This is a genomic window from Thalassococcus profundi (assembly GCF_003344785.1).
Lineage (GTDB): Bacteria > Pseudomonadota > Alphaproteobacteria > Rhodobacterales > Rhodobacteraceae > Puniceibacterium > Puniceibacterium profundi.
In genome coordinates this window covers 98,180-121,337 of record NZ_QPMK01000015.1, presented here as the reverse complement: position 1 = coordinate 121,337, position 23,158 = coordinate 98,180, and the positions used below count along the sequence as shown (strand labels likewise).

22 protein-coding genes are annotated in these 23,158 nt (G+C 65.7%); 7 read left to right on the top strand and 15 right to left on the bottom strand.

Features of this window, described 5'->3' with window-relative positions; translation table 11 throughout:
* Position 1 precedes the first annotated feature (1 nt).
* The 3 genes from DU478_RS16955 to DU478_RS16945 all read right to left on the bottom strand — a co-directional run bounded on the left by DU478_RS16955 (position 2) and on the right by DU478_RS16945 (position 3,039).
* On the bottom strand, positions 2-1,234 hold the full coding sequence (locus DU478_RS16955) for an MFS transporter (protein ID WP_114512152.1): 1,233 nt from the start codon (positions 1,232-1,234) through the stop codon (positions 2-4).
* Positions 1,235-1,345: 111 nt separating this feature from the next.
* A complete protein-coding gene (locus DU478_RS16950) occupies positions 1,346-2,107 on the bottom strand; it encodes an ABC transporter permease (protein ID WP_114512151.1) in 762 nt (253 codons plus the stop codon).
* Positions 2,104-3,039: an ABC transporter ATP-binding protein gene (locus DU478_RS16945; RefSeq protein WP_114512150.1), complete on the bottom strand. Its 936-nt coding sequence runs from the start codon at positions 3,037-3,039 to the stop codon at positions 2,104-2,106. The genes DU478_RS16950 and DU478_RS16945 overlap by 4 nt, the downstream gene beginning before the upstream one ends.
* A 109-nt stretch (positions 3,040-3,148) precedes the next feature.
* On the opposite strand from DU478_RS16945, the gene DU478_RS16940 reads away from it, so the two are divergent.
* Entirely contained in the window at positions 3,149-4,120 is a 972-nt protein-coding gene (locus tag DU478_RS16940) for a DMT family transporter (protein ID WP_114512149.1), read from the top strand.
* A gap of 121 nt (positions 4,121-4,241) precedes the next feature.
* Here DU478_RS16940 and hemE read toward each other — a convergent pair whose 3' ends face one another.
* Positions 4,242-5,270 carry a uroporphyrinogen decarboxylase gene (hemE, locus tag DU478_RS16935; RefSeq protein WP_114512148.1) on the bottom strand — a complete coding sequence of 343 codons (1,029 nt, stop codon included), beginning with the start codon at positions 5,268-5,270 and terminating at the stop codon, positions 4,242-4,244.
* A 104-nt stretch (positions 5,271-5,374) separates the two neighbouring features.
* Here hemE and hemC point away from each other — a divergent pair, with 104 nt between their 5' ends.
* Positions 5,375-6,337 (top strand): hydroxymethylbilane synthase, encoded by a 963-nt coding sequence (gene hemC, locus DU478_RS16930; RefSeq protein ID WP_114512147.1) that lies wholly within the window; start codon positions 5,375-5,377, stop codon positions 6,335-6,337.
* Between the two features lie 83 nt (positions 6,338-6,420).
* On the opposite strand, the gene DU478_RS16925 is transcribed toward hemC, so the two are convergent.
* The 6 genes from DU478_RS16925 to DU478_RS16900 all read right to left on the bottom strand — a co-directional run bounded on the left by DU478_RS16925 (position 6,421) and on the right by DU478_RS16900 (position 12,336).
* Positions 6,421-7,833, bottom strand: a complete 1,413-nt coding sequence (locus tag DU478_RS16925) for an FAD-binding oxidoreductase (protein ID WP_114512146.1) — start codon at positions 7,831-7,833, stop codon at positions 6,421-6,423.
* Positions 7,830-8,648, bottom strand: a complete 819-nt coding sequence (locus tag DU478_RS16920; protein ID WP_114512145.1) for a DUF4198 domain-containing protein — start codon at positions 8,646-8,648, stop codon at positions 7,830-7,832. Before DU478_RS16920 ends, DU478_RS16925 begins: the two co-directional genes overlap by 4 nt.
* 2 nt (positions 8,649-8,650) lie before the next feature.
* On the bottom strand, positions 8,651-9,496 hold the full coding sequence (locus tag DU478_RS16915) for a fumarylacetoacetate hydrolase family protein (RefSeq protein WP_114512144.1): 846 nt from the start codon (positions 9,494-9,496) through the stop codon (positions 8,651-8,653).
* A gap of 73 nt (positions 9,497-9,569) precedes the next feature.
* Positions 9,570-10,034 (bottom strand): SRPBCC family protein, encoded by a 465-nt coding sequence (locus tag DU478_RS16910; protein WP_114512143.1) that lies wholly within the window; start codon positions 10,032-10,034, stop codon positions 9,570-9,572.
* Between the two features lie 245 nt (positions 10,035-10,279).
* Positions 10,280-11,545 carry an ATP-dependent Clp protease ATP-binding subunit ClpX gene (gene clpX, locus DU478_RS16905; RefSeq protein WP_114512142.1) on the bottom strand — a complete coding sequence of 422 codons (1,266 nt, stop codon included), beginning with the start codon at positions 11,543-11,545 and terminating at the stop codon, positions 10,280-10,282.
* A gap of 158 nt (positions 11,546-11,703) precedes the next feature.
* Positions 11,704-12,336, bottom strand: a complete 633-nt coding sequence (locus DU478_RS16900) for an ATP-dependent Clp protease proteolytic subunit (protein ID WP_114512141.1) — start codon at positions 12,334-12,336, stop codon at positions 11,704-11,706.
* A 165-nt stretch (positions 12,337-12,501) separates the two neighbouring features.
* On the opposite strand from DU478_RS16900, the gene DU478_RS16895 reads away from it, so the two are divergent.
* Entirely contained in the window at positions 12,502-13,710 is a 1,209-nt protein-coding gene (locus DU478_RS16895) for an FAD-binding domain-containing protein (RefSeq protein ID WP_114512140.1), read from the top strand.
* Between the two features lie 65 nt (positions 13,711-13,775).
* On the opposite strand, the gene DU478_RS16890 is transcribed toward DU478_RS16895, so the two are convergent.
* Complete coding sequence (locus tag DU478_RS16890) at positions 13,776-14,708, bottom strand: cation diffusion facilitator family transporter (RefSeq protein ID WP_114512139.1); 933 nt, start codon at positions 14,706-14,708, stop codon at positions 13,776-13,778.
* 113 nt (positions 14,709-14,821) lie between these two features.
* Between DU478_RS16890 and DU478_RS16885 the strand changes: the two genes are divergently transcribed.
* Positions 14,822-15,943, top strand: coding sequence for a beta-ketoacyl-ACP synthase III (locus DU478_RS16885; RefSeq protein ID WP_114512138.1), 1,122 nt, complete (start codon positions 14,822-14,824; stop codon positions 15,941-15,943).
* A gap of 418 nt (positions 15,944-16,361) precedes the next feature.
* Here DU478_RS16885 and DU478_RS16880 read toward each other — a convergent pair whose 3' ends face one another.
* Positions 16,362-16,943, bottom strand: a complete 582-nt coding sequence (locus DU478_RS16880) for a thymidine kinase (protein WP_114512137.1) — start codon at positions 16,941-16,943, stop codon at positions 16,362-16,364.
* A 373-nt stretch (positions 16,944-17,316) separates the two neighbouring features.
* Between DU478_RS16880 and DU478_RS16875 the strand changes: the two genes are divergently transcribed.
* Positions 17,317-17,772: a hypothetical protein gene (locus tag DU478_RS16875; RefSeq protein WP_114512136.1), complete on the top strand. Its 456-nt coding sequence runs from the start codon at positions 17,317-17,319 to the stop codon at positions 17,770-17,772.
* On the top strand, positions 17,765-18,655 hold the full coding sequence (locus DU478_RS16870) for a helix-turn-helix transcriptional regulator (RefSeq protein ID WP_325048106.1): 891 nt from the start codon (positions 17,765-17,767) through the stop codon (positions 18,653-18,655). Before DU478_RS16875 ends, DU478_RS16870 begins: the two co-directional genes overlap by 8 nt.
* A 396-nt stretch (positions 18,656-19,051) precedes the next feature.
* Here the strand turns inward: DU478_RS16870 and DU478_RS22960 are convergent, their stop codons facing one another.
* Positions 19,052-19,918: a glycosyltransferase family 32 protein gene (locus DU478_RS22960; RefSeq protein ID WP_158545803.1), complete on the bottom strand. Its 867-nt coding sequence runs from the start codon at positions 19,916-19,918 to the stop codon at positions 19,052-19,054.
* A 111-nt stretch (positions 19,919-20,029) separates the two neighbouring features.
* Here DU478_RS22960 and DU478_RS22955 point away from each other — a divergent pair, with 111 nt between their 5' ends.
* The gene (locus DU478_RS22955; RefSeq protein WP_158545802.1) at positions 20,030-20,914 is read left to right on the top strand and encodes a hypothetical protein; all 885 of its coding nucleotides are present in this window, start codon (positions 20,030-20,032) and stop codon (positions 20,912-20,914) included.
* On the opposite strand, the gene rimO is transcribed toward DU478_RS22955, so the two are convergent.
* Together rimO and DU478_RS16850 are read right to left on the bottom strand one after the other, a co-directional pair.
* On the bottom strand, positions 20,911-22,272 hold the full coding sequence (rimO, locus tag DU478_RS16855) for a 30S ribosomal protein S12 methylthiotransferase RimO (protein ID WP_114512132.1): 1,362 nt from the start codon (positions 22,270-22,272) through the stop codon (positions 20,911-20,913). The two genes, DU478_RS22955 and rimO, sit on opposite strands and share 4 nt — an antisense overlap.
* A 189-nt stretch (positions 22,273-22,461) precedes the next feature.
* The gene (locus DU478_RS16850) at positions 22,462-23,058 is read right to left on the bottom strand and encodes a GcrA family cell cycle regulator (protein ID WP_114512131.1); all 597 of its coding nucleotides are present in this window, start codon (positions 23,056-23,058) and stop codon (positions 22,462-22,464) included.
* Positions 23,059-23,158: the final 100 nt, after the last annotated feature.

The window sequence follows — 23,158 nt, the reverse complement described above, 5'->3', positions numbered from 1 at the left end:
CCTATTCCGCGGGCGCGGGCAGCACAGCGGCGAACACCGTCTCGTTGCCCGGCTCGGGGTGGCGCGGGATCATCAGCGCCAGCATCAGCGACACTCCGGCCATGCCCGCAGCCAAAAGGAAGACCGCCGTGGGAGACACGAGCCACAGGTAGCCCAGCAGCGCTGGCAGGAAGACCGCCGCGATATGGTTGATGGTAAAGGCCACAGCCGCCGTGGGCGCGATGTCCCCAGGGTCGGCGATCTTCTGGAAATAGGTCTTGAGTGCCAAGGCTAGGGCGAAAAAGATGTGGTCGATGACATAAAGGACCGCGGCCACCAGCACCCCCCAGCCGAACCAGTAGATGCCGCCGTAGGCGAGGAAGACGCAGATCAGCCCGATGTATTCGAACGCCAGCGTCCGGCGTTCTCCGAACCGGAACACGGCGCGGCCCATGAGCGGGGCAAAGATCATGTTGGCCACGAGGTTGATGAGGTAGAGCGCCGTGATCTCGTGCACTTCGAAGCCGAAGCGTTCGACCATCATGAACCCGGCGAAGACGACGAAGATCTGCCGCCGCGCGCCCGACATGAACTGCAGCGCGTAATAGAGCCAGTAGCGCCGCCGCAGCAACATTTTCTTGATCTGCGGGTTGGGCGCCTCGAAGCGTGGAAAAGCAAAGACGCACCAGGCGACGATCGCCAGGGTCAGCCCGCCGCTCGCCATGTAGACGAAATTGTAGCTCAGATCGAAGGCTTCCCAGGTCATGACGATGGCGACATAGGCCACCAGCGTCGCACCCGAGGCCGCCGCAAGCAAAAGCCCCAGCATCTGCGGGGCGCGGTCCTTCGGCAGCCATTGCAGCTGCAGCGACTGGTTCACCGTCTCGTAGTAGTGAAAGCCGATGGAGCTGAGCATGGTGATCGTCAGGATGCCGCCCAGTTCCGGAAACTGCGCCGTCAGCGCCGTGGCCACCCCCAGCAGCGTCAGCGATACCAGCGCCAGCGTCTGTTCGTGCACGAAGATGATGATGGCGATGACGCCGATGGCCAGAAAGCCGGGAATTTCCCGCACGGTGTGCAGCCAGCCGATGTCGGAGCCATCGAAATCCGCCACCTCTATGACGAAGTTGTTCAGAAGCGCCGACCAGGTCGCGAAGGACAGCGGCATGGCGATCGCCATCAGGAACAGCAGCGTCACCGGCCGCCGCCACCAGGCCAGCCCCCGCGCCTCTGCCAATCGCACCGTGCCCTTCATTCGCGTCCCCGATCCAGCTTCATCTTGCCACCCGCCCGTTTTGCCTTGCAAAACGCGCGGTAAAACTCCCGCCGGAGGCTCCCTCGGCCTGCCAAAGGCGCCGACGCCCGATCAGTTGCGGATCCGCCAGCCGGTCCTGAAGATCCACCAGATCACGCCGATGCACGCCATGGTGAAGCCGAAGATCGCCAGAAGGCTCAGCCCCACCGGCACATCCGCCATGCCGAAGAAGGCCCAGCGGAAGCCCGAGATCAGGTAGACCACCGGGTTGAACAGCGTGATCGTCTGCCAGACCGGCGGCAGCATGGAAATCGAATAGAACGATCCCCCAAGGAACACCAGCGGCGTCACCACCAAAAGCGGCACCAGCTGCAACTGTTCGAAATTCCCGGCCCAGATGCCGATGATGAAGCCCAGCAGCGCGAAGCTGAGACAGGTCAGCACCATGAAGGCGATCATCGCCACCGGGTGCTGGATCGAAAGATCGACGAAAAACGCCGCCGTGGCGAGGATCACCAGGCCGATGAACAGCGCCTTGGTCGCCGCGGCGCCCACGTAGCCCAGCACGATCTCGAGAAAGTTGATCGGCGCCGACAAGAGCTCGTAGATCGTGCCGATGAACTTCGGGAAGTAGATCCCGAAAGAGGCGTTCGAGATCGCCTGGGTGATGACACTGAGCATGATCAGCCCCGGCACGATGAAGGCCCCGTAGCTGATGCCCTCGACCTCCTGGATGCGGCTGCCGATGGCGGCGCCGAAAACCACGAAGTACAGCGAGGTCGAGATCACCGGCGACACGAAACTCTGCGTCAGGGTGCGAAAGAACCGCGCCATCTCGAAAAAGTAGATCGCCTTGACCGCCTGCCAGTTCATGCCGCGTCCTCCCCCGTATGCACGAGGCCGACGAAGATGTCCTCGAGCGAATTCTGGCTGGTCTGGATGTCGCGCAGCACCAGCCCCGCGCGGCTCATCTCGGTCATCAAGGTGGCGATGCCGGTGCGCTCGGCGTTGGTGTCATAGGCATAGACCAGCGCGCCGCCGTCTTCGGTCAGCGTCAGGTCGTAATCGGACAGCGCCGCCGGGATTTCCGAAATCGGTTCCTGCAGGTCGATGCGCAGCCGTTTCTGGCCCATCCGCGCCATCAGCGCGTCCTTGCGTTCGACCAGCAGCAACCGACCCTTGTTGATGACGCCGACCCGGTCGGCGATGGCCTCGGCCTCCTCGATGTAATGGGTGGTGAGAATGATGGTGACGCCGTCCTCCTTGAGGCCCGCGACGATCTCCCACATGTCGCGGCGCAGCTCCACGTCGACGCCCGCGGTAGGTTCGTCAAGGAACAGCACCCGCGGCGCATGGCTCAGCGCCTTGGCGATCAGCACCCGCCGCTTCATGCCGCCGGAAAGCTCGCGAATCGCTGCATCCCGCTTGTCCCAGAGCGACAGCCGCCGCAGGATCTGCTCGATATAGGCGTCGTCCGCCGGTTTGCCGAAGAGCCCGCGCGAGAATTTCACCGTGTTGCGCACCTTCTCGAAGGGCTCGAGGTTGACCTCCTGCGGCACCAGCCCGATGAGCCCGCGCGCGGCACGGTAGTCGGTCACGACGTCATGCCCGCCCACGCGAATCGCGCCGGAACTGGCCAAGGTGATGCCGCAGATCGTCGAAATCAGCGTCGTCTTGCCCGCCCCGTTCGGCCCCAGGAGCGCCAGGATCTCGCCCTCCTCGATGTCCAGAGTGACCCCGGACAAGGCTTCGAACCCGCCGTCATAGACCTTGCGGATATCCTCGATCTCGACCATCGCGGCCATGGCTCGCTCCTTGCTGCTTTGGCGGCAATCTAAACTTGCCCGTTCAGAACGCAACTGCGATGTCGTTTTCGGCATGGCACAGGCCCTGTGCGCAGGCTAAGGCTCGGCAATGACATCCTCCGACCGCCCCGCCCTGGGCATCCTGCTGATCTGCCTCGGCGTCACCGCCATTTCCGTCAACGACATGCTGATCAAGCTCCTGTCGGGCGGCTATCCGCTGCACCAGATCGTCTTTGTCCGCTCCGCGGTCGGGCTGATCTTCTCTTTCGCGCTCCTGCGCTACGAAGGCGGGCTGCGCCTGCTGCGCACCTCCACGCCGCTGCTGCACCTGTTGCGCGGGCTGCTGGTGGTCGGCGCCAACATGACCTTCTACGCAGCCGTGGCGGTGATGCCGCTGGCACAGGCGACGGCGCTCTTCTTTGTGGCGCCGCTCTTCATCACCCTGCTGGCGATCCCGCTGCTGGGCGAAAAGGTCGGACCCCTGCGGCTGGGCGCGGTTCTGGTCGGCTTCGCCGGCGTCGCGGTGATGCAGCGCCCCTGGGAAGGCGGCGACGCCGGTCTCGGGCCGGTGCTTCTGCTGCCGGTGGCAGCGGCGCTGCTCTACGCCTCGATGCAGGTGCTGACGCGCCGGCTGGGCGTGACCACCCGCGCCTCGGCGTTGGCGGTCTACATCCAGATGACCTTCCTGCTGGTGTCACTGGGCTTCTTCCTTGTCGCCGGAGACGGCCGCTTTGCCCCCGGACCGGAAAACGAGAGCCTGAATTTCCTGCTGCGCGCCTGGATCCTGCCGCCGGTGTCGGACTGGCCGGTCTTCGCCGCCATCGGCCTTGCCGCCGGGGGCATCGGTTACTGTCTTTCGGCCGCCTACCGCCTCGCCGATGCCGCGACCATCGCGCCCTTCGAATACATCGGCCTGCCGCTGGCGATCTTCTGGGGCTGGGCGATCTTCGGCGAATGGCCGGACCCGGTGGTCTGGCTGGGCTGCGCGCTCATCGTCGGCGCGGGGCTTTTCGTGTTCCTGCGCGAACAGCAGAAGGGCCGCCCCCTGCCCGGCCGCCGCAACCGGCCGTTCCGTCGGTAAAAACTTTCTTGCCTCCGGCGGGAGTTTACCCGGCAAGATGAAGCATGATGCGCGGCGCCCCGGCTTCATCTTGCCAATAAATCTCCGGGGGGTCTGGGGGGCTGGCCCCCCAGTGCACGGATCACGATCCGCGGATCGTGTCGATCATGAGTTGCACGTTCTCCGGATCCGCATCCGGCGTAATCCCGTGACCCAGGTTGAAGATGTGCGGCCCCCCGGACAGCGCATCGACAACTTTCCGCGTCTCCGTCACCAGCGCGTCGCCGCCCGTGACCATGTGCGACGAGGCCAGGTTGCCCTGAACGCAGCCGTCCTTCTGCACATGCTCCGCCACCCAATCCGGGCTGACCGAATCGTCCACCGCGACGCAATCCGCACCGGTGGCGGCGTGAAAGCCGATATAGCCGTCGCCCGCCTGGCGCGGGAAGGCGATCACGGGAATACCCGGATGCCGGCGCTTGAGCGCCTCGGTGATGATCCGCGCCGGTTCCTTCGCGTAGCGGTCGAAGTCGGCGCCCTTCAGCGACCCGGCCCAGCTGTCGAAGATCTTGACCACCTCGGCCCCGGCCTCGATCTGCCGCGACAGGTATTCGATCGTGCCTTCGGTGATCTTGCCCAAAAGCTGTTCGAAGAGCGCCCGGTTCCCGTCCTTGAGCGCATGCGCCGGCCCCTGGTCCGGCGTGCCGCGCCCCGCGATCATGTAGGTGGCCACCGTCCAGGGCGCGCCGGCAAAACCGATCAGCGTCGTCTCCTCGGGCAACTCCCGGCGCAGGATGCGGATCGTCTCGTAGACCGGCGACAGAGTGTCGTCGATGGCATGCACCGGCTTCAGCTTGCCGAAATCCTCTTCGCTGGTGATCGTCGACAGCCGCGGCCCCTCGCCGGTCACGAACCACAGGTCCGCCCCAAGCGCCTGCGGCAGCAAAAGGATATCGGCAAACAGGATCGCCGCGTCGAAGCCGTAGCGCCGGATCGGCTGCAAGGTCACTTCGGCGGCCAGTTCCGGGTTGTAGCACAGCGACAGGAAGTCGCCCGCCTGCGCCCGCGTCGCCTTGTACTCCGGCAGGTAGCGGCCCGCCTGGCGCATCATCCAGATGGGCGGCGTGGGAAGGGTTTCGCCCGCCAGCGCGCGCAGGATCGTCTTGGTCATTCAGCTCTGTCCTCTCAGGTTTACACATGGGTCGGATGCCTGCGCCCGTATGTCAAGCCGCGAGCATGGTTGTCAGGCCCGGGGGACAGGGCTAAGCAGTGTGCATGACATCTGATTTGCCCACCCCCGACGCGCCCCTCAAGATCGGCACCCGCGGCTCGCCCCTGGCGCTGGCCCAGGCGAACGAGACCCGCGACCGCCTGGCCCAGGCCTTCGACCTGCCGCATGAGGCCTTCACCATCGTGGTGATCAAGACCACCGGCGACCGGATCATCGACCGGCCGCTGAAGGAAATCGGCGGCAAGGGCCTCTTCACCCGCGAGATCGAGGAAGAGCTGCTGTCGGGCGGCATCGACATCGCCGTGCATTCGATGAAGGACATGCCGGTGCTGCAGCCCGACGGGCTGATGCTCGACACCTACCTGCCGCGCGAGGATGTGCGCGACGCCTTCATCTCGCCGCACCATACCGGCATCGCCGAACTGGCCAGCGGCGCGGTGGTCGGCACCTCGAGCCTGCGCCGCCGCGCCCAGCTGCTGCACCGCCGCCCCGACCTCACGGTGGTGGAATTCCGCGGCAACATGCAGACCCGCCTCAAGAAACTCGAGGACGGCGTGGCCAGCTGCACCTTCCTCGCCATGGCCGGGCTCAACCGCATGAAGATGGACGAGGTGCCGAAGACCGCCATCGCGCCCGAAGACATGTTGCCGGCGGTCGCGCAAGGCGCCATCGGCATCGAGCGGCGCGCCGACGACGACCGCACGGCCCAGATGCTGGCGGCGATCCACGACGGCCCCACCGGCCAGCGCCTCGCCGCCGAACGGGCCTTTCTCGCCACACTTGACGGCTCCTGCGAAACACCCATCGCGGGCCTTGCGGAGCTCGACGGCGACAGCCTGCACCTGCGCGGCGAGGTGCTGCGCCCGGACGGCTCCACCGCCCATTCCGGCCACCGCTCCGGCCCGATCTCAGATGGCGCGGCGATGGGCAGCGACCTCGCGCAGGAATTGCTCACCCGCGCCGGTCCCGGCTTCTTCGACTGGCACAGCGGCGCCGACAAGGTCTGACCCGCCCCTTCATCTTGCCGATAAACTCCGGAGAGCACGAGAGGCAGCGCCTCTCGTATCCGGCGCAGCCGGATCGCACCGCTTCAGCCTGGAAACACCTTGCCCGGATTCAGGATCCCCTTGGGATCAAGCGCCGCCTTCACCGCGCGCATGGCCTCCAGCGCGACCCGGTCCTTGCGCCGCGCCATGCTCGGGCGCTTGGTGAGGCCGATGCCATGCTCTGCCGAGAACGACCCGCCGAGCGCCAGCACCTCGTCTTCGACCGCCTCCATGATCGCATCGGCCAGCGCGGCGTCGTCGCACGTGGGCCAGACCGCGTAATGCACGTTGCCGTCGCCGAGATGCGCCACCACCACCGGCACCGCACCGGGATCGAGCCGCGCCAGCCGCGCACCCGCCCGATCCAGAAAAACCGATACCTTGTCGAGCGGCACCGCCACGTCGTTGTTGACCATCGGCTGCCGGGTCAGGCAGACCTCGCCAGCAGCCTCGCGCCTTGCCCACATCTCCGCGCGCTGCCCGTCGTTCTGCGCCACGATCGCGTCCAGCACCGCGCCCGCCTCCAGCCGTTCGGCCAACACCTGCTCCAGATGCACGGCCACGGGCACGCGGCCCTCGGCGTCGGGCGCGGCGTCGCGCGGCGCGGTGGCCCCGACTTCGACCAGCACAGTCGTCTCGTAATCGGTGTCAAACGGCGGCCGGGTGTCGGGAAAGCGCGCGCGGTAGGCGTCGAGATAGGTGCGCGGCATGTACTCGAAGGCCTCCACCGCGCCGCCGGTGGCCCGTTGCAGGTCATTGAGCAGGCCCAGCGCGGCGTCGAGCGACGGCACCGCGACCATCGCTGTGGCGTAGGCCGCGGGCTTCGGCACCAGTTTCAGCACCGCAGCGGTGATCACCCCCAGCGTGCCTTCGGCGCCGATCACCAGATGCCGAAGGTTCAAGCCGGAGTTGTCCTTGTGCAGCTCAGACATCAGGTTCATCACCCGTCCATCCGCCAGCACCACCTCGACTCCCAGCACGAGGTCACGGGTATTGCCGTAGCGCAGCACGTTCGACCCACCGGCATTGGTGCCGAGAAAGCCGCCGACCATGGCAGAACCGCGCGCGCCGAAGGTCAGCGGGAACATCAGCCCCTGCGCCTCTGCCGCGTCGTGCAGGGACGACAGGATCACCCCGGCTTCGACCACCGCAAGCCGCGCCTCGGCCCGGACCTCGCGGATGCGGTTCATCCGGCCCATCGACAGCATCACGGCGCCCGCGCCCGACGTGCCGCCGCTGAGCCCGGTGTTGCCCGACACCGGCACCACCGGCTGGCCCGCGGCGTGACAGAGCCGCAGCACCTCCGACACCTCTGCCGTGCTACGGGGACGCACGACGCAGAGCGGCGTCCAGCGATACTGCCCGGTCCAGTCGCGCGACCAGGGGGCGGCGTCGTCGCCGGTCAGCACTCCGCCTTCGCCCAGCCCGTCGCGCAGGGCCGCGATCAGCTTGGTCATTGCACCGGCGCGCGGAAGGTCAGAGAGGCCCAGAGCGATTCCCAGGCCGGGCCGTCCTCTGCCCCCGGGTCGAGCGGGTTCATCACCACCGAATCCACTAGGTATTCATGGCCCGCCGCAACCGGCAGCGTGACCCGGCCTTCGGCATCGGTGCGGTGCAGGCTCGACGTGGCCTCCTTCGCGCCGGGCGCCTTTTCGAACAGCTCCACCTGCGTGTCCGTCCGCGGCGCGCCTTCGTAGAGCACCCGCACGGTGAACCCGTCCGACAGGTCGTCGGTGTAGGGGTTGGTCTCGGCCACGATCTCGGTCCGCAGGCCGACCTCTGCATCCGACCCCTCGGCGGCCCCGACCCCGATCAGGCTCTTGCCGTAGCGGGTGTAGCGTTCACGCACCTTGTCGCGGGGCAACCCGCGGTCGATGTGGTCCTGCTGCGCCCAGGTGACATCCTTGTGCTCGGTGAATTCCACGAAGGTGTCCCAGTCCTTGTAGGTGAGCGTATAGTCCTTGGTTTCGTGCACGACCACCGCCAGCCCCTCGGCCTCGGGGCTGCGCATGTTCAGCGCGGGACGGTCGCCCGCGCGGCCCGGCACCTCGAAGGTCTCGCCGTTCATGCGGACCTCGAACCGGCGGAAATTCGGCGGGATATAGGCGCTGGCCGACCCGACCATGCGCTCGCCCACGCGGATATCCGCGATCAGCTGCGAATCCGACGGCACCTCGTAGATCAGCGGTGCGATCCAGAATTCATGCGCCGCAGCAGGCAGGGCCAGCGTCATGCAGGCCGTGGCGGCGGCCAGCGATTGTAAAAGTGTCATCGTTACTCCGATCTCACGACCGTCTGACGCTGCACGCCCAGCCCGGCCACGCTCAATTCCATCACATCCCCGATCTTGAGAAAGACCCGGGGGTTCAGCCCCATCCCTACACCGGGCGGGGTGCCGGTAGCGATCACATCCCCGGGATGCAGCGTCATGAATTCCGACAGATGCGCGACGATGGTGGCGACGCCGAAATGCATCGTTTTCGTCGATCCGTCCTGGTAGCGATGGCCGTTGACCTCTGTGTACATGGCCAGGTTCTGCGGGTCCGGCACCTCGTCGCGGGTCACCAGCCAGGGGCCGATGGGGCCGAAGCCGTCATGCGACTTGCCCTTGGTCCACTGGCCCGAGCGCTTGGCCTGGAAAGCGCGTTCGCTGACGTCGTTGACGACGCAATAGCCCGCCACGTGGTTCAGTGCCTCGGCCTCCGAGACATTCTTGGCTCGGGTGCCGATGATGACGCCCAGTTCAACTTCCCAATCGAGTTTATCCGAGGTCTTGGGCATCTGCACGTCGTCGTTCGGCCCGACGATGCACGAGGTCGCCTTGGCAAAGACGATCGGCTCTTCGGGCAGGTCCATGCCCGTCTCGGCGGCGTGATCGGCGTAGTTGAGCCCGATGCCGAGGAACTTGCCGACACCCGCCACGCAGGGCCCAAGGCGCGGATCGCCGTCGACCCGTGGCAGGCTTTCGGGGTCGATCCCGCGCAACCTGTCGAGCCCCGCATCGCTCAGCACCTCGCCCGCGATATCCTCGACCACGCCAGACAGATCCCGGATCGCGCCGTGTGCGTCCAGAATCCCGGGACGTTCCTGACCGGGCGCGCCAAATCGTAGCAGTTTCATGGTCTTCTCCTCCGTGACAGTTTTTCGGCACCTTACGCCGTCCCGCCCCGGAGTCCACCGATTGAGGGCGCTCTCAGGCCTGCCGCAACCGGTCCTCGAGATCCTTGGCGTAATCGGCGGCGCGGACGCGGAATTTTTTGGTGATGTTGCCCTTGGCCAGCTTCAGAGACTGCACCAGCAGCCGCGCCGAGAGGGTCTTGGGCTGCAATTCCAGCACCATGCTGATCCGCGTGCGGCTGCGCGACAGCGCCACGCAGTCCAGCACCGTATGGGTTTCGAGCCCGCCGGACCGGGTCTGGAATTCCATCGCATTGGGCGGGTCGTAGCGGGTCATGGTGACGGTCGCGTCGCGCATCTTGCCGCGAAAGCGAAAGCGCGCCTCCCAGGTCATGCCCTCGCCCGGCGTGTCCAGCGTGTCGGTGCGCCGCACTTCGACGCCGCGGCGGATGACCGAGCGTTCGATCGCGTCGAAATCACTGAGCGCGGCAAAGACCTGGTCCACCGGCGCTTCGATATCTTCCTTGGTCGAGAATTCCATCTGCCCTGCCCTTTTGTTGCGCGCTCTGTGCGTCTTGATTGCGCGCAGTTTTCACGACTTGGGGATTTTCCGCAAGCATTCTGCGGAACGGCGAGCGGAAAATGCGTCCGGATGGACGGCGCGAAAGTCAGCGTCAAGGCAGCGACCCGGCACAGCCGGCGAACCGCTGGCACCGTCGCGCGGCATGCCAGACGAAAAGGGCGCGGCTTTCGCCCCGCCCTCTGTCCATCGCTCTGGCCGGGGTGTCAGCCCGCGGTCGCCGCCTCTTTCTTCTGGTCTGCGTAGATCATCAGCGGCTTGGCCTCGGTGTTCACCGATTCCTCGTTCACCACGACCTCGGTCACCTCGTCCATGCCCGGCAGTTCGAACATCGTCTCGAGCAGGATCGCCTCGAGGATCGAGCGCAGGCCGCGGGCGCCGGTCTTGCGGGCGATGGCCCGCTTGGCGATGGCCGACAGCGCGTCGTCGGTGAAGGTGAGCGTCGTATCCTCCATCTCGAAGAGCCGCTGGTACTGCTTGACCAGCGCGTTCTTGGGCTGGGTCAGGATGGTGACAAGCGCCTCCTCATCCAAATCCTCGAGCGTGGCGAGCACAGGCAGACGGCCGACGAATTCCGGGATGAGGCCGAACTTCAGCAGATCCTCGGGTTCGAGATCCTTGAAGACCTCTCCGACATTGCGCTCGTCGATGTCACGCACGTCCGCGCCAAAGCCCATGGCCGACCCCTTGCCGCGCTGGCTTATGATCCGGTCGAGGCCGGCGAAGGCGCCACCGCAGATGAAGAGGATGTTGGTCGTGTCCACCTGCAGGAATTCCTGCTGCGGATGCTTGCGCCCGCCCTGCGGCGGCACCGAGGCCACGGTGCCTTCCATCAGTTTCAGGAGCGCCTGCTGCACGCCTTCGCCCGACACGTCGCGGGTGATCGAGGGGTTTTCCGACTTGCGGGTGATCTTGTCGACCTCGTCGATGTAGACGATGCCGCGCTGCGCCCGCTCGACATTGTATTCCGAGCTTTGCAGCAGCTTGAGGATGATGTTCTCGACGTCCTCGCCCACGTAACCCGCTTCGGTCAGCGTGGTGGCATCGGCCATGGTGAAGGGCACGTCGAGGATGCGCGCCAAGGTCTGCGCCAGCAGCGTCTTGCCGCAGCCCGTTGGGCCGATCAGCAGGATGTTGGACTTCGACAATTCGATGTCGTTGGTCTTCTGGCTGTGGTTCAGGCGCTTGTAGTGGTTGTGCACGGCTACGGACAGCACCCGTTTGGCGGTCATCTGGCCGATCACGTAATCGTCCAGTACCTGGCAGATTTCGCGGGGCGTCGGCACGCCTTCGGCGGATTTGAGGCCCGAGCCCTTGGTCTCTTCGCGGATGATGTCCATGCAGAGTTCGACGCATTCGTCGCATATGAACACCGTCGGCCCCGCGATCAGTTTGCGCACCTCGTGCTGGCTTTTCCCGCAAAAGCTACAGTACAGGGTGTTCTTGCTGTCTCCGCCAGAATTCGTCGCCATATCGCACCTTTCTCGGCCTTTTCGCGGTCCACTCGGGGCGGTCCGGCCCCGGGTTCGCGTCACCGGCCCCCACGTTCCCGCCAGCTTAGGACAGGCATTTCCGGTCTACAATCGCAAATTTGCCCGGCGCGGAAGGCCCGCGCCGGGCGTTGGGCGGCTTAGCTGTCGTCGCCGTCGGGCTTCGGACGGCTTTCCACGATCTCGTCGATCAGGCCCCATTCCTTGGCCTCTTCGGGCGACATGAAGTTGTCGCGCTCAAGCGCGGCTTCGACCTTTTTCAGGGTCTGGCCGGTGTGCTTGACGTAGATTTCGTTCAGCCGCGTCTTGAGCTTTTGCGTCTCCTGCGCGTGGATCATGATGTCCGTCGCCTGGCCCTGGTAGCCGCCAGAGGGCTGGTGCACCATGACGCGGCTGTTGGGCAGCGAGAAGCGCATCCCGGCCTCACCCGCCGTCAGCAGCAGCGATCCCATCGACGCCGCCTGGCCGATCACCAGCGTGCTGACCTTGGGCTTGATGTACTGCATCGTGTCGTAGATCGAGAGACCGCTCGTCACCACGCCGCCGGGGCTGTTGATGTACATGCTGATCTCCTTCGACGGGTTCTCCGCCTCGAGGTGCAGCAGCTGCGCCACGATCAGGCTCGACATGCCATCGTGCACCGGGCCCGACAGAAAGATGATCCGTTCCTTCAGCAGACGCGAAAAGATGTCGTAGGCGCGTTCGCCGCGGCTCGTCTGTTCGACGACCATCGGGACGAGCGTGTTCATGTAAGTATCATAAGGGTCGTTCATATCCGCCTGCCTGCTCTTTGGGGAAAATGTCTACTCGGTCGAGGTTACGTAAATCTTAGTGGTCGGCCAGAGGGGCTGCAAGGGCTGCCGGGCAAATTGCACCTTGCGCCGGGGCTCGACCTTGCGCTGCCTTGAAGCCGATCCGGCGCCGCCTAATTGCGCTGCATGACCGCGACCGACATCTTTCCCCCGAACCGGACCGAGGCGCTGTCCCGCCTGCAGCGTTTCCTGCCGCATGCGGGGCGCGACTATGCGGCGCAGCGCAACTACGACCGCGGCGCGGGGCAGCACACCGGCGTATCCACCCTGTCGCCCTACCTGCGCCACCGGCTGTTGACCGAGGAGGAGGTGTTGCGCGCCGTGCTGGGCCGCCATTCCCGCAGCGCGGCAGAGAAGTTCGTGCAGGAGGTGTTCTGGCGCACCTACTGGAAGGGCTGGCTGGAAATGCGCCCGGCGGTCTGGGGCGGTTACCGCGCGGGACTCGACCAGGCCTGGGACCGGGTGCAGACCCAGTCCGGGCTGCGCGCCGAATGGGAAGCGGCCTGCCTGGGCCGGACCGGCATCGACTGTTTCGACGTCTGGGCGCGGGAGCTGGCCGAGACCGGATACCTGCACAACCACACCCGGATGTGGTTCGCCTCGATCTGGGTCTTCACCCTGCGCCTGCCGTGGGAGCTGGGCGCGGATTTCTTTCTGCGCCACCTGCTCGACGGCGATCCCGCCTCCAACACGCTGAGCTGGCGCTGGGTCGCCGGGCTGCAGACCAGGGGCAAGACCTACCTCGCGCGCGCCTCGAACATCCGCAAGTACACCGAGGGCCGGTTCGACCCGAAAGGGCTGGCCTCGGAGGCCCCGGCGCTCGACGGCCCGCCGCATCCGCCGCGGATGGCGCCGCCCGCCGGCGACAGCTTCGATCCCGCGCGGCCAAGCGTGCTGCTGCTGCACGAGGACGACCTGAGCCCGGCCTGGCTTTTCGACCGCGGGCTCAGGCCGCTGGCCACCGCGACGCTGGACGCCACCGACGGCTTCAGCCCGCTTCATCCGGCGCCGCACCTGGGCGCCTTCAAGCGCGGCGCTTTCGCGGACGTGACGCAGCGCTGGTCCGACCGGCTGGGGCCGGTGACAGAAGGACTGCGGACGCCCGAAGATATCGGCACCTGGGCCAGGGATGCGGGCGCGGAGCAGATCGTCACCGTTTATGCGCCCGTGGGTCCCACGGCGGACATACTGAATCGGATCGACGCTCTGCCTCTGCGCCGCCTCCTGCGGCCCTTCGATGCAGAGGCCTGGCCCTACGCCACGGCAGGCTTCTTCAAGTTCAAGGACAAGATCCCGACATTGCTGGGCGCGATGGCGGGCATCCGCGCCGCGTGATGCCGGCGGGAATCGGAATTCTCGAGAATTCCGATCCGTTTTTCCCGAGAAAAACGGCGCCCGGTTCAGACGCTGCGCGTGGCTGCCGCGCCGACCGTCGCGACACCGGACGCGCAGGCGTGACGGGCGCATTCCATCTCGAGCGTCAGATGCGCGATGTCGAACCCGTCCAGCAGGCGCGCCTTGACCGCCGCCTTGATCGCATCGGCCTCGTGCCACGCCCCTTCGGTCACCGTCACATGCGCCAGAAGCCCGGCGCGATGTTCGTCCATCTGCCACAGGTGCAGGTTATGCACGTCCTCGACGCCGCGCACCCCGCGCATCGCGTCCAGCACCGCCTCGACCGACACGCCCGGCGGCGCGCCCAGCATCAGGATGCGGATCACCCCCGGCAGCTCGGACACGGCCATCCAGAGGATGTAGCCCGCGATCATCAGCGTCACCACCGGATCGACCCAGATCCATCCGAAGAGCAGGATCAGCACGCCGGCCGCGATCACGCCCAGCGACCCCAGCGCATCGGCCACGTTGTGCAGAAAGGCGGCTCGGATGTTCACGCTGGTCTTCGACAAGGCGTAGGTCAATGCAGCGGTGCCGAGGTCGACGACCAGCGCCACGCCCGCGATGATCACCACCATCCAGCCCGCAACGGGCTGCGGGTCGATCAGGCGGAAGACACCCTCGTAGACAAGGTAGAGCCCGATCACCACCAGCGTCGTGTAATTGATCAGCGCCGCCACCACCTCGGCCCGGCCATAGCCGAAGGTCATCTCTGCATCCGCCGGGCGCCGCGCGATCCGGCGCGCGCCGTAGGCGATGACCAGCGACACCGCGTCGGACAGGTTGTGGATCGCATCGGCGATCATTGCGAGGCTGCCCGACAGCAGCCCGCCCGCGATCTGCGCCACCGTCAGCGCGACATTGATCCCGACCGCCGCGGCGACCCTGCGGTCGCCGGCTTCGGGATCGACGTGGTGATGATGATGTCCGTGTCCCATGTCTCGACCCAACACCCGCTGCGCCGCAAAGGCAAGGCACCGCGCCCGGTGCCACGTCGGGCTTGACCCCGGCGGGCGGCTGGGGTGTGGTCACCGCAATCGAGGAGACCCCCATGTTTCAACCCGCCATCACCGGAAGCGGCGTGTTCACGCCGCAGGAGATCATCACCAACGACGAGCTGGTCGCCGCCTTCAACGCCTACGCAGACCGGTACAACGCGGCCCATGCCGACGCCATCGCCGCGGGCGAGGTCGAGGCAATGGGACCGTCGAGCGCCGAGTTCATCACCAACGCCAGCGGCATCGAGCAGCGCTACGTGATGGACAAGTCCGGCGTGCTGGACCCGGACCGGATGTATCCGCGGCTGCGCCAGCGCAGTGACGACGAGCCGGGGATCATGGCCGAAATCGCTCTTTCGGCCTGCGGCGATGCGCTGGCGGCGGCGGGGCGCAGCGGGTCCGAGGTGGACCTTGTGATCTGCGCCGCGTCGAACCACGAACGCCCCTACCCGGCCATCGCGGTCGAGATCCAGCAGCTGCTGAGCGCCGGCGGTTTCGCCTTCGACATGAACGTCGCCTGTTCCTCGGCCACCTTCGGCATCCAGGCGGCGGCGGACATGGTGCGCGCGGGATCGGTCCGCTGCGCCCTCGTCGTCAGCCCCGAGATCACCTCGGGCCACCTGGAATGGCGCGACCGCGACTGCCACTTCATCTTCGGCGATGTCTGCACCGCGGTGGTGATCGAACGCGCCGACGACGCCAGGGGCGCACATTTCCTCGTGCATTCAACGCGTTGCGCCACGCAGTTCTCCAACAACATCCGCAACAACAACGGCTTCCTGCGCCGTACCCGGCCCGACGGCGTGACCGACCGCCGCGACATGCAGTTCATGCAGAACGGCCGCAAGGTCTTCAAGGAGGTGCTGCCGATGGTCTCGGCCCATATCGGCGCCCATCTCGAGGCGCAGGGGTGGACGGCGGACGACCTCAAGCGGCTGTGGCTGCACCAGGCCAACAAGACCATGAATGACTTCATTGGCCGCAAGGTGCTGGGCCGCGTGCCCGAGGCGGGCGAACAGCCCAACATCCTGCAGGACTACGCCAACACCTCCTCCGCCGGGTCGATCATCGCCTTCGCCAAACACTCCGACGACCTCGCCCCCGGCGACAAGGGGGTGATCTGCTCTTTCGGCGCGGGGTATTCTGTCGGATCGGTGCTGGTGGAGCGGGCGTGAGCCGGGACGTGGCGCGCGGGACGTGAACCAACGATGGAAGCGATAGAGCTTTCGCGACAACCGGTTCTTTGGATACACCCGCCAGAGTTCCAGCGAGCGGCGGCTCAGTGTCCCTGCCGAACGGTGCCCCTGGTCTCCGAGCACGGAATCGAGGCCGCCTCAGGCGGCGGCCGTGCCAGCGCCGGACCGGCCCCATGGGCCGGCGCTTTGTTTGCCCTCGGCACCCAGCTCATCTGGACAACGGTCTTGGCGACCATAAAGCGCATCAGCTCAGCCGCCAGATGCGCCGTCCCCCGGTCCGGCGCTGGCACGACTGGGCAACGTCCGCTTCGTCCGCCCACAAGACATCGGCCCGCTGCCAAGAACGTCCACTCCCCGTCCCTCGGCCGCCGCACAGGCGTCGGTACCTCTCCTGCCCTCACCCCTCGCCCATCGTCGCGCGCCAGTGGCGGCGGCAGAGGCTGACGTAGGTCTCGTTTCCGCCGATCTGCACCTGCGCTCCGTCGTGAAGCGCGCGGCCTTCGGCGTCCTGCCGGACCACCATCGTCGCCTTGCGCCCGCAATGGCAGATCGTGCGCACCTCGCGCAGCGTGTCCGCGAGCGCCAGCAGCGTGGCGGAGCCGGGAAAAAGCTGGCCGCGGAAATCCACGCGCAGCCCGTAGCACATCACCGGAACGTGCAGGTCGTCGGCGACCCGTGCCAGTTGCCAGACCTGGTCCGGCGTCAGGAACTGCGCCTCGTCGACGAAGGCGCAGGCCACCGGGCCGTTGTGGCGCAGCGCCTCGATCCAGGCGAAGAGATCGGTTTCGCCGTCGAAGGTCGCAGCGTCGCGCCCCAGCCCGATGCGCGACCCGATCCGGCCCTTGCCCGCGCGCTGGTCCACCGCAGCGGTCATCAGCGCCACTGTCATGCCGCGCTCTTCGTAGTTGTGGGCCGCCTGCAAGAGCAGCGTCGATTTGCCCGCGTTCATCGTGGAGTAGTGGAAGTAGAGCTTGGCCATGGCGTGTTCATGCCCGACGCCCGGCCCTGAGCGCAAGAGTTGCCGAAGCGGTCTGTGACCCGCCCGCACCTGCATCGCATATAAAGCACCGGACAAGGCGGCGCGGCGGGGGACGGCGGGCGCAAGCCGCCCGGGGGATTCCGGCCCCGCCGCCGCGCCAGTTGGAAACGGGACCGACCCGGCATCGCGCTTGCACGCAACTCTGCCCCCGCAACAGCCCGGATCGGCCTTACACAAAATCCGGCGATGGGGAGCCGCCCGATCACTCGTATGCCCGTAGCTTCGGACTTGGTTTTAAATGACATTGGTTTGCAAAATGATTAATGGGAAAAGGGAGGGTCAGTTCCCAGAAGGACAGTCTGAAAGGGTCGTTATGTCGAGTGTTGCGCGGTACCTGAAGAAGCATACCGAGGCTCTGGTCAAGGATGTCGGGATCGAGGCCGCCTGCAAACTTACCGGAAAATCCAAGGCGACGCTGGGCCGCTACTACTCCGACTATCCCGAACACGCGGAACGGTTCATGCCCGTTGACGCCGTGGCCGCGCTCGAGGAAGCGGCCTCCTACCCGCATGTCACCGCCGCCCTGTCAGAACTCAACGGCACCTCGCTGTCCTTCGACGACCGGCGCCGGAACGACCGCTCCGGCGGGGTCAATTCCGACGTCATCGCGCTGAGCCAGCGCTTTGCCATGCTGATGGGCGAATACCATACCTCGATCGAGGACGGCGTGATCTCGGCCAACGAGGCCCGGCGCCTGCTCAAGGAAACGGTCGAGCTGCAGCGCGTGCTGGTCGAAATGAAACTGCACCTGGAGGAAGAAACTGCTTGATCCGCCCCCCAGCGAACGGCGCCCGCTGGTCGAAGCGGAACGCTACACACCCGAGCTGCTTCAGGCCTTCCTGCTCGAGCTCGAAGACACCCCCCGTTCGGTCGATGTCTGGAAACTGATCGTCGCGCTGGGACAACGGATACAGCTTCCTTACGTCGATTTCATCTCTGCGAGCTCTTTCCAGGACTGGAAGAAAACCCTTTTCATACGAACCTCTTACGACAGCAACTGGCTGCAGGCGATCAACGAGAACACGGAGTTGCAGCGCTGGAGCTACTTTCGCAACCACGCGATGCATTACCTCACACCGCTGATGGTCGGGATCGAATTCGTCGATGAATACCGCCACATTCCCGAAGCCCGTGTCGAGGTCCTGCGCATCGCCGCCCGGCACGGCATACGCGCCGGGTTTTCCATTCCGCTACGGGTGAATTCGCCGCCGCAATCGGCGATAATGACCTTTTCCGGCGACCATTCGCGGCGCCAGATGCAGGCCATCGTGCGCGCCCATGGCTGGACGCTGAACGTGGCCGCTTTGATGGGCCACCAGCGCTACCTGATGCTCTTCGCACAGGAATTTCCCGAGCGTAACCAGATCACCGAAAAGCAGCTCGAGCTGCTCAAGATGATCGGTGCGGGCCACCAGGACAAGACCATCGCGGCAGAGCTCGGGATCTCGATCTCGGCGGTGCGGCAGCGGCTGAACGCGCTGATCCAGAATACGGGGATCACTTCGCGCGCGGAGCTTGCGGCGCTGGCCATGTCTCTCGGGGTTCTGCCCGATCCGTTCAACCGTCCCGGTCAGTACCCCGCGGATACGCTGGTCGAGATGGACAATGCCGGCACCCGGATCCTGAGGTCGTCCCAGAACAGTCCACCCTGACCGGCCCGGTCAACTGCAATGAAAAAAGGTGCCCTCGATCGAGGGCACCTTCGCCTTATCAAATTTCGTCGCAATAGGAGTTGACCCGTTACCCGGGTGAGAAGATGGGCTCCTGACAGAAGAAAGCGCGCTTATTAGGGTTAAAAGCGTCCTGTCATCTGACAAGTTGCTGGTATGTCTTGGGCTCCCCCCTCAATCAAACCGACCCAACACCGACATGTTAGCGCAGGATGAGGCCTTATGGGCATGCCGCAGCGTCAACCTGTGCCTCGAACGCCTGTCAATTTTAACAGGAATTGCGCAAAAACCTGTCGATTATGACAGGTAGAAGCTGCGCATTTGCCGAAAGTTTTACTGGAAGGTCAAATTGAGTCGCTTGAATGCGAACCGCACGGTTCAGGGCCAGGCGATCTGGTCGAAGATCAGATCCGCCTGCGCGTCGCTGGGCTGCGTGTAAAGCGGCAGCTTCTGCATCTGCGAGCCGACGATCAGGCTTTTCAGCGACGCGTCGCTCATGCTGCCGAAGCGCCGTTTCCAGTGCCGGACCATCAGCTGCTTGTAGGACGGCATCTTGGGCACCCGGTCCCAGCGGGCGGCGGCTTCGGGACGGCGGGACAACATGTCGGCAAAAAGGTAATGCGGCCAGAAATACGGGTAGACCGCTCGCGCGGCACCGCCGTCCCGGTCCACCGACCAGCCACGGCGGCGCGGTTCCATCACCTTCTTGGCGCGCGCGCCATCGTCGAAAAGACGCCATTTCAGGTTCGCCCAGCGATGTGCCAGCGCGCCGCCCGCGCCGGGGTCGAGCTCTGTACGGGCGATCTGCGGGCGGCGCGGCTGTTGCCAGTAGTCGAGCATCGCCTCGATCCAGGCCTCCGAGATCGGATGGTGGGGGTCGGAATAGAGAAACCAGTTCTCGACCTCGCGCTTGCGATAGGGATCGTGGAAGGCAAAGAATCCCTCGCCCGCCCAGTCCGGCAGCCAGTCCGACAGCGGCTGGATCGGCACCGTCGCCGCGTCCACGTAAACGCCGCCCGACCGCGCCAGGTGCGCCACGCGGAAGATGTCCGCCTGGCCCTGCATGGTCCGCGGCACATGCGCGAGGCCGATCTCTTCGAAGAGCGTTGCCGCATCGGTTTCGTCATAGACGGTCAGCGTCCAGTCGGGATTGAGCGCCGCCCAGGCATCCCAGCAGCGGCGCACCAGGTCAGGTGCTGCGTCCCGTCCCTGCGCCCAGAAACAGCAGATCGAACGGCTTTGCATGGCGATGGCCTTCCCGGTCGGCAGGCCCGTGCGGCCCGTTGCAGTTCTGTGGCAAATCGCGATAGTGCGCAAGGGGCGGGCCCGGACCGCATTCTTGCAAAGGACACGCTCTTGGACCTCGGTCGCCTCAAGCTCCAGACTGCCCGCCGGTACCGCAAGTTCACCCGGACCCGGAAAAAGATGCTTGGCCAGCTCAATGCCTGGCTGGAACCGATGTCCAACGATTTCGACCGCGCCCCGATGGCGCGCGCCCAGCTCGAGCAGATGGTCTCGAAAACGGCGCTCTATCCGGAGGTTACCAGCGACACGGCGGTCTATTCGACCTACTGCGGCACCTTGAAATCGTTCACTTTCGATCTGTCCAACACAGCGCGGCGGTTTCCACACTACTTCGTGTCGAACAATCCCCATGCGCTGGACGCGGCAGAGGCCCTGGGCTGGCATCCGATCCCGCTCGACCTGCCGGTCAGCGGCAATCCGATCCTGTCGGCCCAACAGGCCAAGATCGCCAAGGCCATGCCGCATCTCTTTCCCGATCTGAACCGGCACCGGCACCTGGCCTATATCGACGACAAGAAGGCGGTGCCCTTCGACGATATCGACCGCGGCATCGCCGTCCTGCAGACCACAGGCGCGGCCATGGCCACGCGGCTGAGCCCGCATGTGTCGGGCAATATCCTGCGCGAATTCACCGACGCCATGTTCCAGGAACGCTACCGCCTGCAGGCCCACCAGATCACCGAATTCATGCTGGCGCAGATCGAGGCCGGCAAGACGCTGGAGACGGATCGGCTCTTTACCACGAATTTCTCTTTGCGCGACACGGCACACCCGCGCATCCGGGCACTGAACGACGCCTGGTACGACGATATCCTCGCCTGCGGGATCGAATGCCAGATCGCCTTTGCCTTCCTCGCGCAGGGCAATGCCGACATCGCCGACCTGCCCGCTCCGCCCCGCAAGAAATACCTCGGCAAGAAGATCGAGGACGCCTAGGCCAGCCGGCCCCAAAGGTCGTATTCGCCGGCCTCGTCCACGGTCACCGTGACCATGTCGCCGGGTTTCAGCGCCTCGAACCCTTCGTCGATGAAGAGGTTGCCGTCGATCTCGGGCGCGTCGGCGGTGGTGCGGCAGGTGGCGGCGTCCTCGTCCACATCGTCGACGATGACCCGAAGCGTCCGGCCCACCTTGGCCGCCAGCTTCGCCTCCGAGATGGCCTGCGCCTTCTGCATGAAGCGATCCCAGCGGTCCTGCTTGACCTCATCGGGCACGTGATCCGGCAGAGCGTTGGACCGCGCTCCGGCGACATTCTCGTACTGGAAGCAGCCGACGCGGTCGAGTTGCGCCTCGTCCATCCAGTCCAGCAGGGTCTGGAACTCATCCTCGGTCTCGCCGGGATAGCCGACGATGAAGGTCGACCGCAGGGTGATGTCCGGGCAGATGTCGCGCCAGGCGGCGATTTCGTCCAGGGTGCGGGCAGCGGCGGCCGGACGCGCCATGCGCTTGAGCGTATCCGGATGGGCGTGCTGGAACGGAATGTCGAGATAGGGCAGTACGCCACCTTCCGCCATCAGCGGGATCAGCTCGCGCACGTGCGGATACGGGTAGACGTAATGCATCCGCACCCAGGCGCCGAGACTGCCAAGATCCCGCGCAAGATCGAGGATCGGCGCCTTGGCGTCGCGGTCCTTCCAGTCGGTGCCATAAGCCGAGGTGTCCTGGCTGATCACCAGCAACTCGCGGACACCGCTTTCGACCAGCTTTTCCGCCTCGCGCATCACCGCCCGATGCGGGCGCGACTGTAGTCTGCCGCGCATGTCGGGGATAATGCAGAACTTGCACTTGTGGTTACAACCCTCTGAAATCTTGAGGTAACTGTAATGCCGCGGCGTGAGCTTGACGCCCGCAGCGGGCATCAGGTCGATGAATGGATCGGGATCCGGCGGCACCGCGGCATGCACCGCGTCGAGCACCTGTTCGTACTGGTGCGGCCCGGTCACCGCGAGCACCTTGGGATGCGCGCCGGTGATGTACTCGGGCTCGGCACCCAGGCATCCGGTGACGATGACGCGACCGTTCTCGCTCAGCGCCTCGCCGATGGCGTCGAGGCTTTCGGCCTTGGCGCTGTCGAGGAAGCCGCATGTGTTGACGATCACCGCATCGGCGCCGCTGTAGTCCGGGCTGATGCCATAGCCTTCGGCCCGCAAGCGGGTCAGGATGCGCTCTGAATCCACCAGCGCCTTGGGACAGCCCAAAGACACCATGCCGATGGTCGGCTGGCCGGCGCGGCGGTCGGATGCCAGCGTCGGCTTCGGAGCAAGATCGGGACGCAGATTCGGAGGGTTCTGGGACATTGGCTGCCTATAACGAAAGCTGTCACCTACGGAAAGACCCCCGCGTAGACCACCGGACCCCACGCGGCCTGACCGACGCGAGACAGCTGTGCCCGGATCTTCGATGGCGGTGCAGGGTCCCCAGCGACAGGCACGTCTCGGATCCAGGGTCCCGGCACGGTTCGGGCAGAGCCCAGCCCGGCGCCGGGATCAGCGGCGGCGGTCGCGGCGCGAGGACATCGGCTGGAACGCCACGCCCACATGCGCTTCGCAATAGGGTTTTCCCTGCTGCACCGGCAGGCCGCAGAACCAGAAATGCTCGGTCGCGGGGTCGCCGACGGGCCATTTGCAGGTCCGTTCGGTCAGTTCCATCAGGCTGAGCTTCTTCGCCTTCTTTTCGATCTCGTTCACCTTTGCCAGGGCTTCGGGGCTGATTTCGTTGGCCGAGGGCTGCGGCGGCAGCGGCTGGCCAGCGGGGATGATCGCGCGGCGCGCCGGTGGCTGCGCCGACTTGGTCTCGAGCACCGGCTCCTCGGATTCCTGTGGGCGGGCGCTTTCGGTCCTGGGCTGCGGTTTCGTCTCGGCCTTGGGCTTGGGCTTTTCCGCCGGCTTGGCCTCTGCCTTCGGCGCGGCGGCGGGCGCTGCCGCCGGAGCAGCGCCCGCGCGGTTCGACAGTCCGAGACGATGCACCTTGCCGATCACGGCATTGCGCGTCACGCCGCCCAGTTCCTTGGCGATCTGGCTCGCGGACTGGCCTTCGCCCCACATGCGCTTGAGTGTCTCGACGCGTTCATCGGTCCAGGACATGGATATTCCCCAGTGAAAAAGCGGCCGCGAGGGCGGGCCGCCTGAAAATTCTGTGCACGGCCCTATTCTAATCACTCCACCCCGAGTTACAAGCGGGGCA

Excerpts from the sequence above, each read along its gene's own strand:
- hemC (WP_114512147.1), top strand. The coding sequence starts at position 5,375 with ATGACATCTGATTTGCCCACCCCCGACGCGCCCCTCAAGATCGGCACC.
- DU478_RS16955 (WP_114512152.1), bottom strand. The coding sequence starts at position 1,234 with ATGAAGGGCACGGTGCGATTGGCAGAGGCGCGGGGGCTGGCCTGGTGG.
- DU478_RS16880 (WP_114512137.1), bottom strand. The coding sequence starts at position 16,943 with ATGGCCAAGCTCTACTTCCACTACTCCACGATGAACGCGGGCAAATCG.
- DU478_RS16875 (WP_114512136.1), top strand. The coding sequence starts at position 17,317 with ATGTCGAGTGTTGCGCGGTACCTGAAGAAGCATACCGAGGCTCTGGTC.
- hemE (WP_114512148.1), bottom strand. The coding sequence starts at position 5,270 with ATGACCAAGACGATCCTGCGCGCGCTGGCGGGCGAAACCCTTCCCACG.
- DU478_RS16925 (WP_114512146.1), bottom strand. The coding sequence starts at position 7,833 with ATGACCAAGCTGATCGCGGCCCTGCGCGACGGGCTGGGCGAAGGCGGA.
- DU478_RS16890 (WP_114512139.1), bottom strand. The coding sequence starts at position 14,708 with ATGGGACACGGACATCATCATCACCACGTCGATCCCGAAGCCGGCGAC.
- DU478_RS16900 (WP_114512141.1), bottom strand. The coding sequence starts at position 12,336 with ATGAACGACCCTTATGATACTTACATGAACACGCTCGTCCCGATGGTC.
- DU478_RS22960 (WP_158545803.1), bottom strand. The coding sequence starts at position 19,918 with ATGCAAAGCCGTTCGATCTGCTGTTTCTGGGCGCAGGGACGGGACGCA.
- DU478_RS16885 (WP_114512138.1), top strand. The coding sequence starts at position 14,822 with ATGTTTCAACCCGCCATCACCGGAAGCGGCGTGTTCACGCCGCAGGAG.
- DU478_RS16950 (WP_114512151.1), bottom strand. The coding sequence starts at position 2,107 with ATGAACTGGCAGGCGGTCAAGGCGATCTACTTTTTCGAGATGGCGCGG.
- DU478_RS16915 (WP_114512144.1), bottom strand. The coding sequence starts at position 9,496 with ATGAAACTGCTACGATTTGGCGCGCCCGGTCAGGAACGTCCCGGGATT.
- DU478_RS16895 (WP_114512140.1), top strand. The coding sequence starts at position 12,502 with ATGACCGCGACCGACATCTTTCCCCCGAACCGGACCGAGGCGCTGTCC.
- clpX (WP_114512142.1), bottom strand. The coding sequence starts at position 11,545 with ATGGCGACGAATTCTGGCGGAGACAGCAAGAACACCCTGTACTGTAGC.
- DU478_RS16850 (WP_114512131.1), bottom strand. The coding sequence starts at position 23,058 with ATGTCCTGGACCGATGAACGCGTCGAGACACTCAAGCGCATGTGGGGC.
- DU478_RS16945 (WP_114512150.1), bottom strand. The coding sequence starts at position 3,039 with ATGGCCGCGATGGTCGAGATCGAGGATATCCGCAAGGTCTATGACGGC.
- DU478_RS16940 (WP_114512149.1), top strand. The coding sequence starts at position 3,149 with ATGACATCCTCCGACCGCCCCGCCCTGGGCATCCTGCTGATCTGCCTC.
- DU478_RS16920 (WP_114512145.1), bottom strand. The coding sequence starts at position 8,648 with ATGACACTTTTACAATCGCTGGCCGCCGCCACGGCCTGCATGACGCTG.
- rimO (WP_114512132.1), bottom strand. The coding sequence starts at position 22,272 with ATGTCCCAGAACCCTCCGAATCTGCGTCCCGATCTTGCTCCGAAGCCG.
- DU478_RS16910 (WP_114512143.1), bottom strand. The coding sequence starts at position 10,034 with ATGGAATTCTCGACCAAGGAAGATATCGAAGCGCCGGTGGACCAGGTC.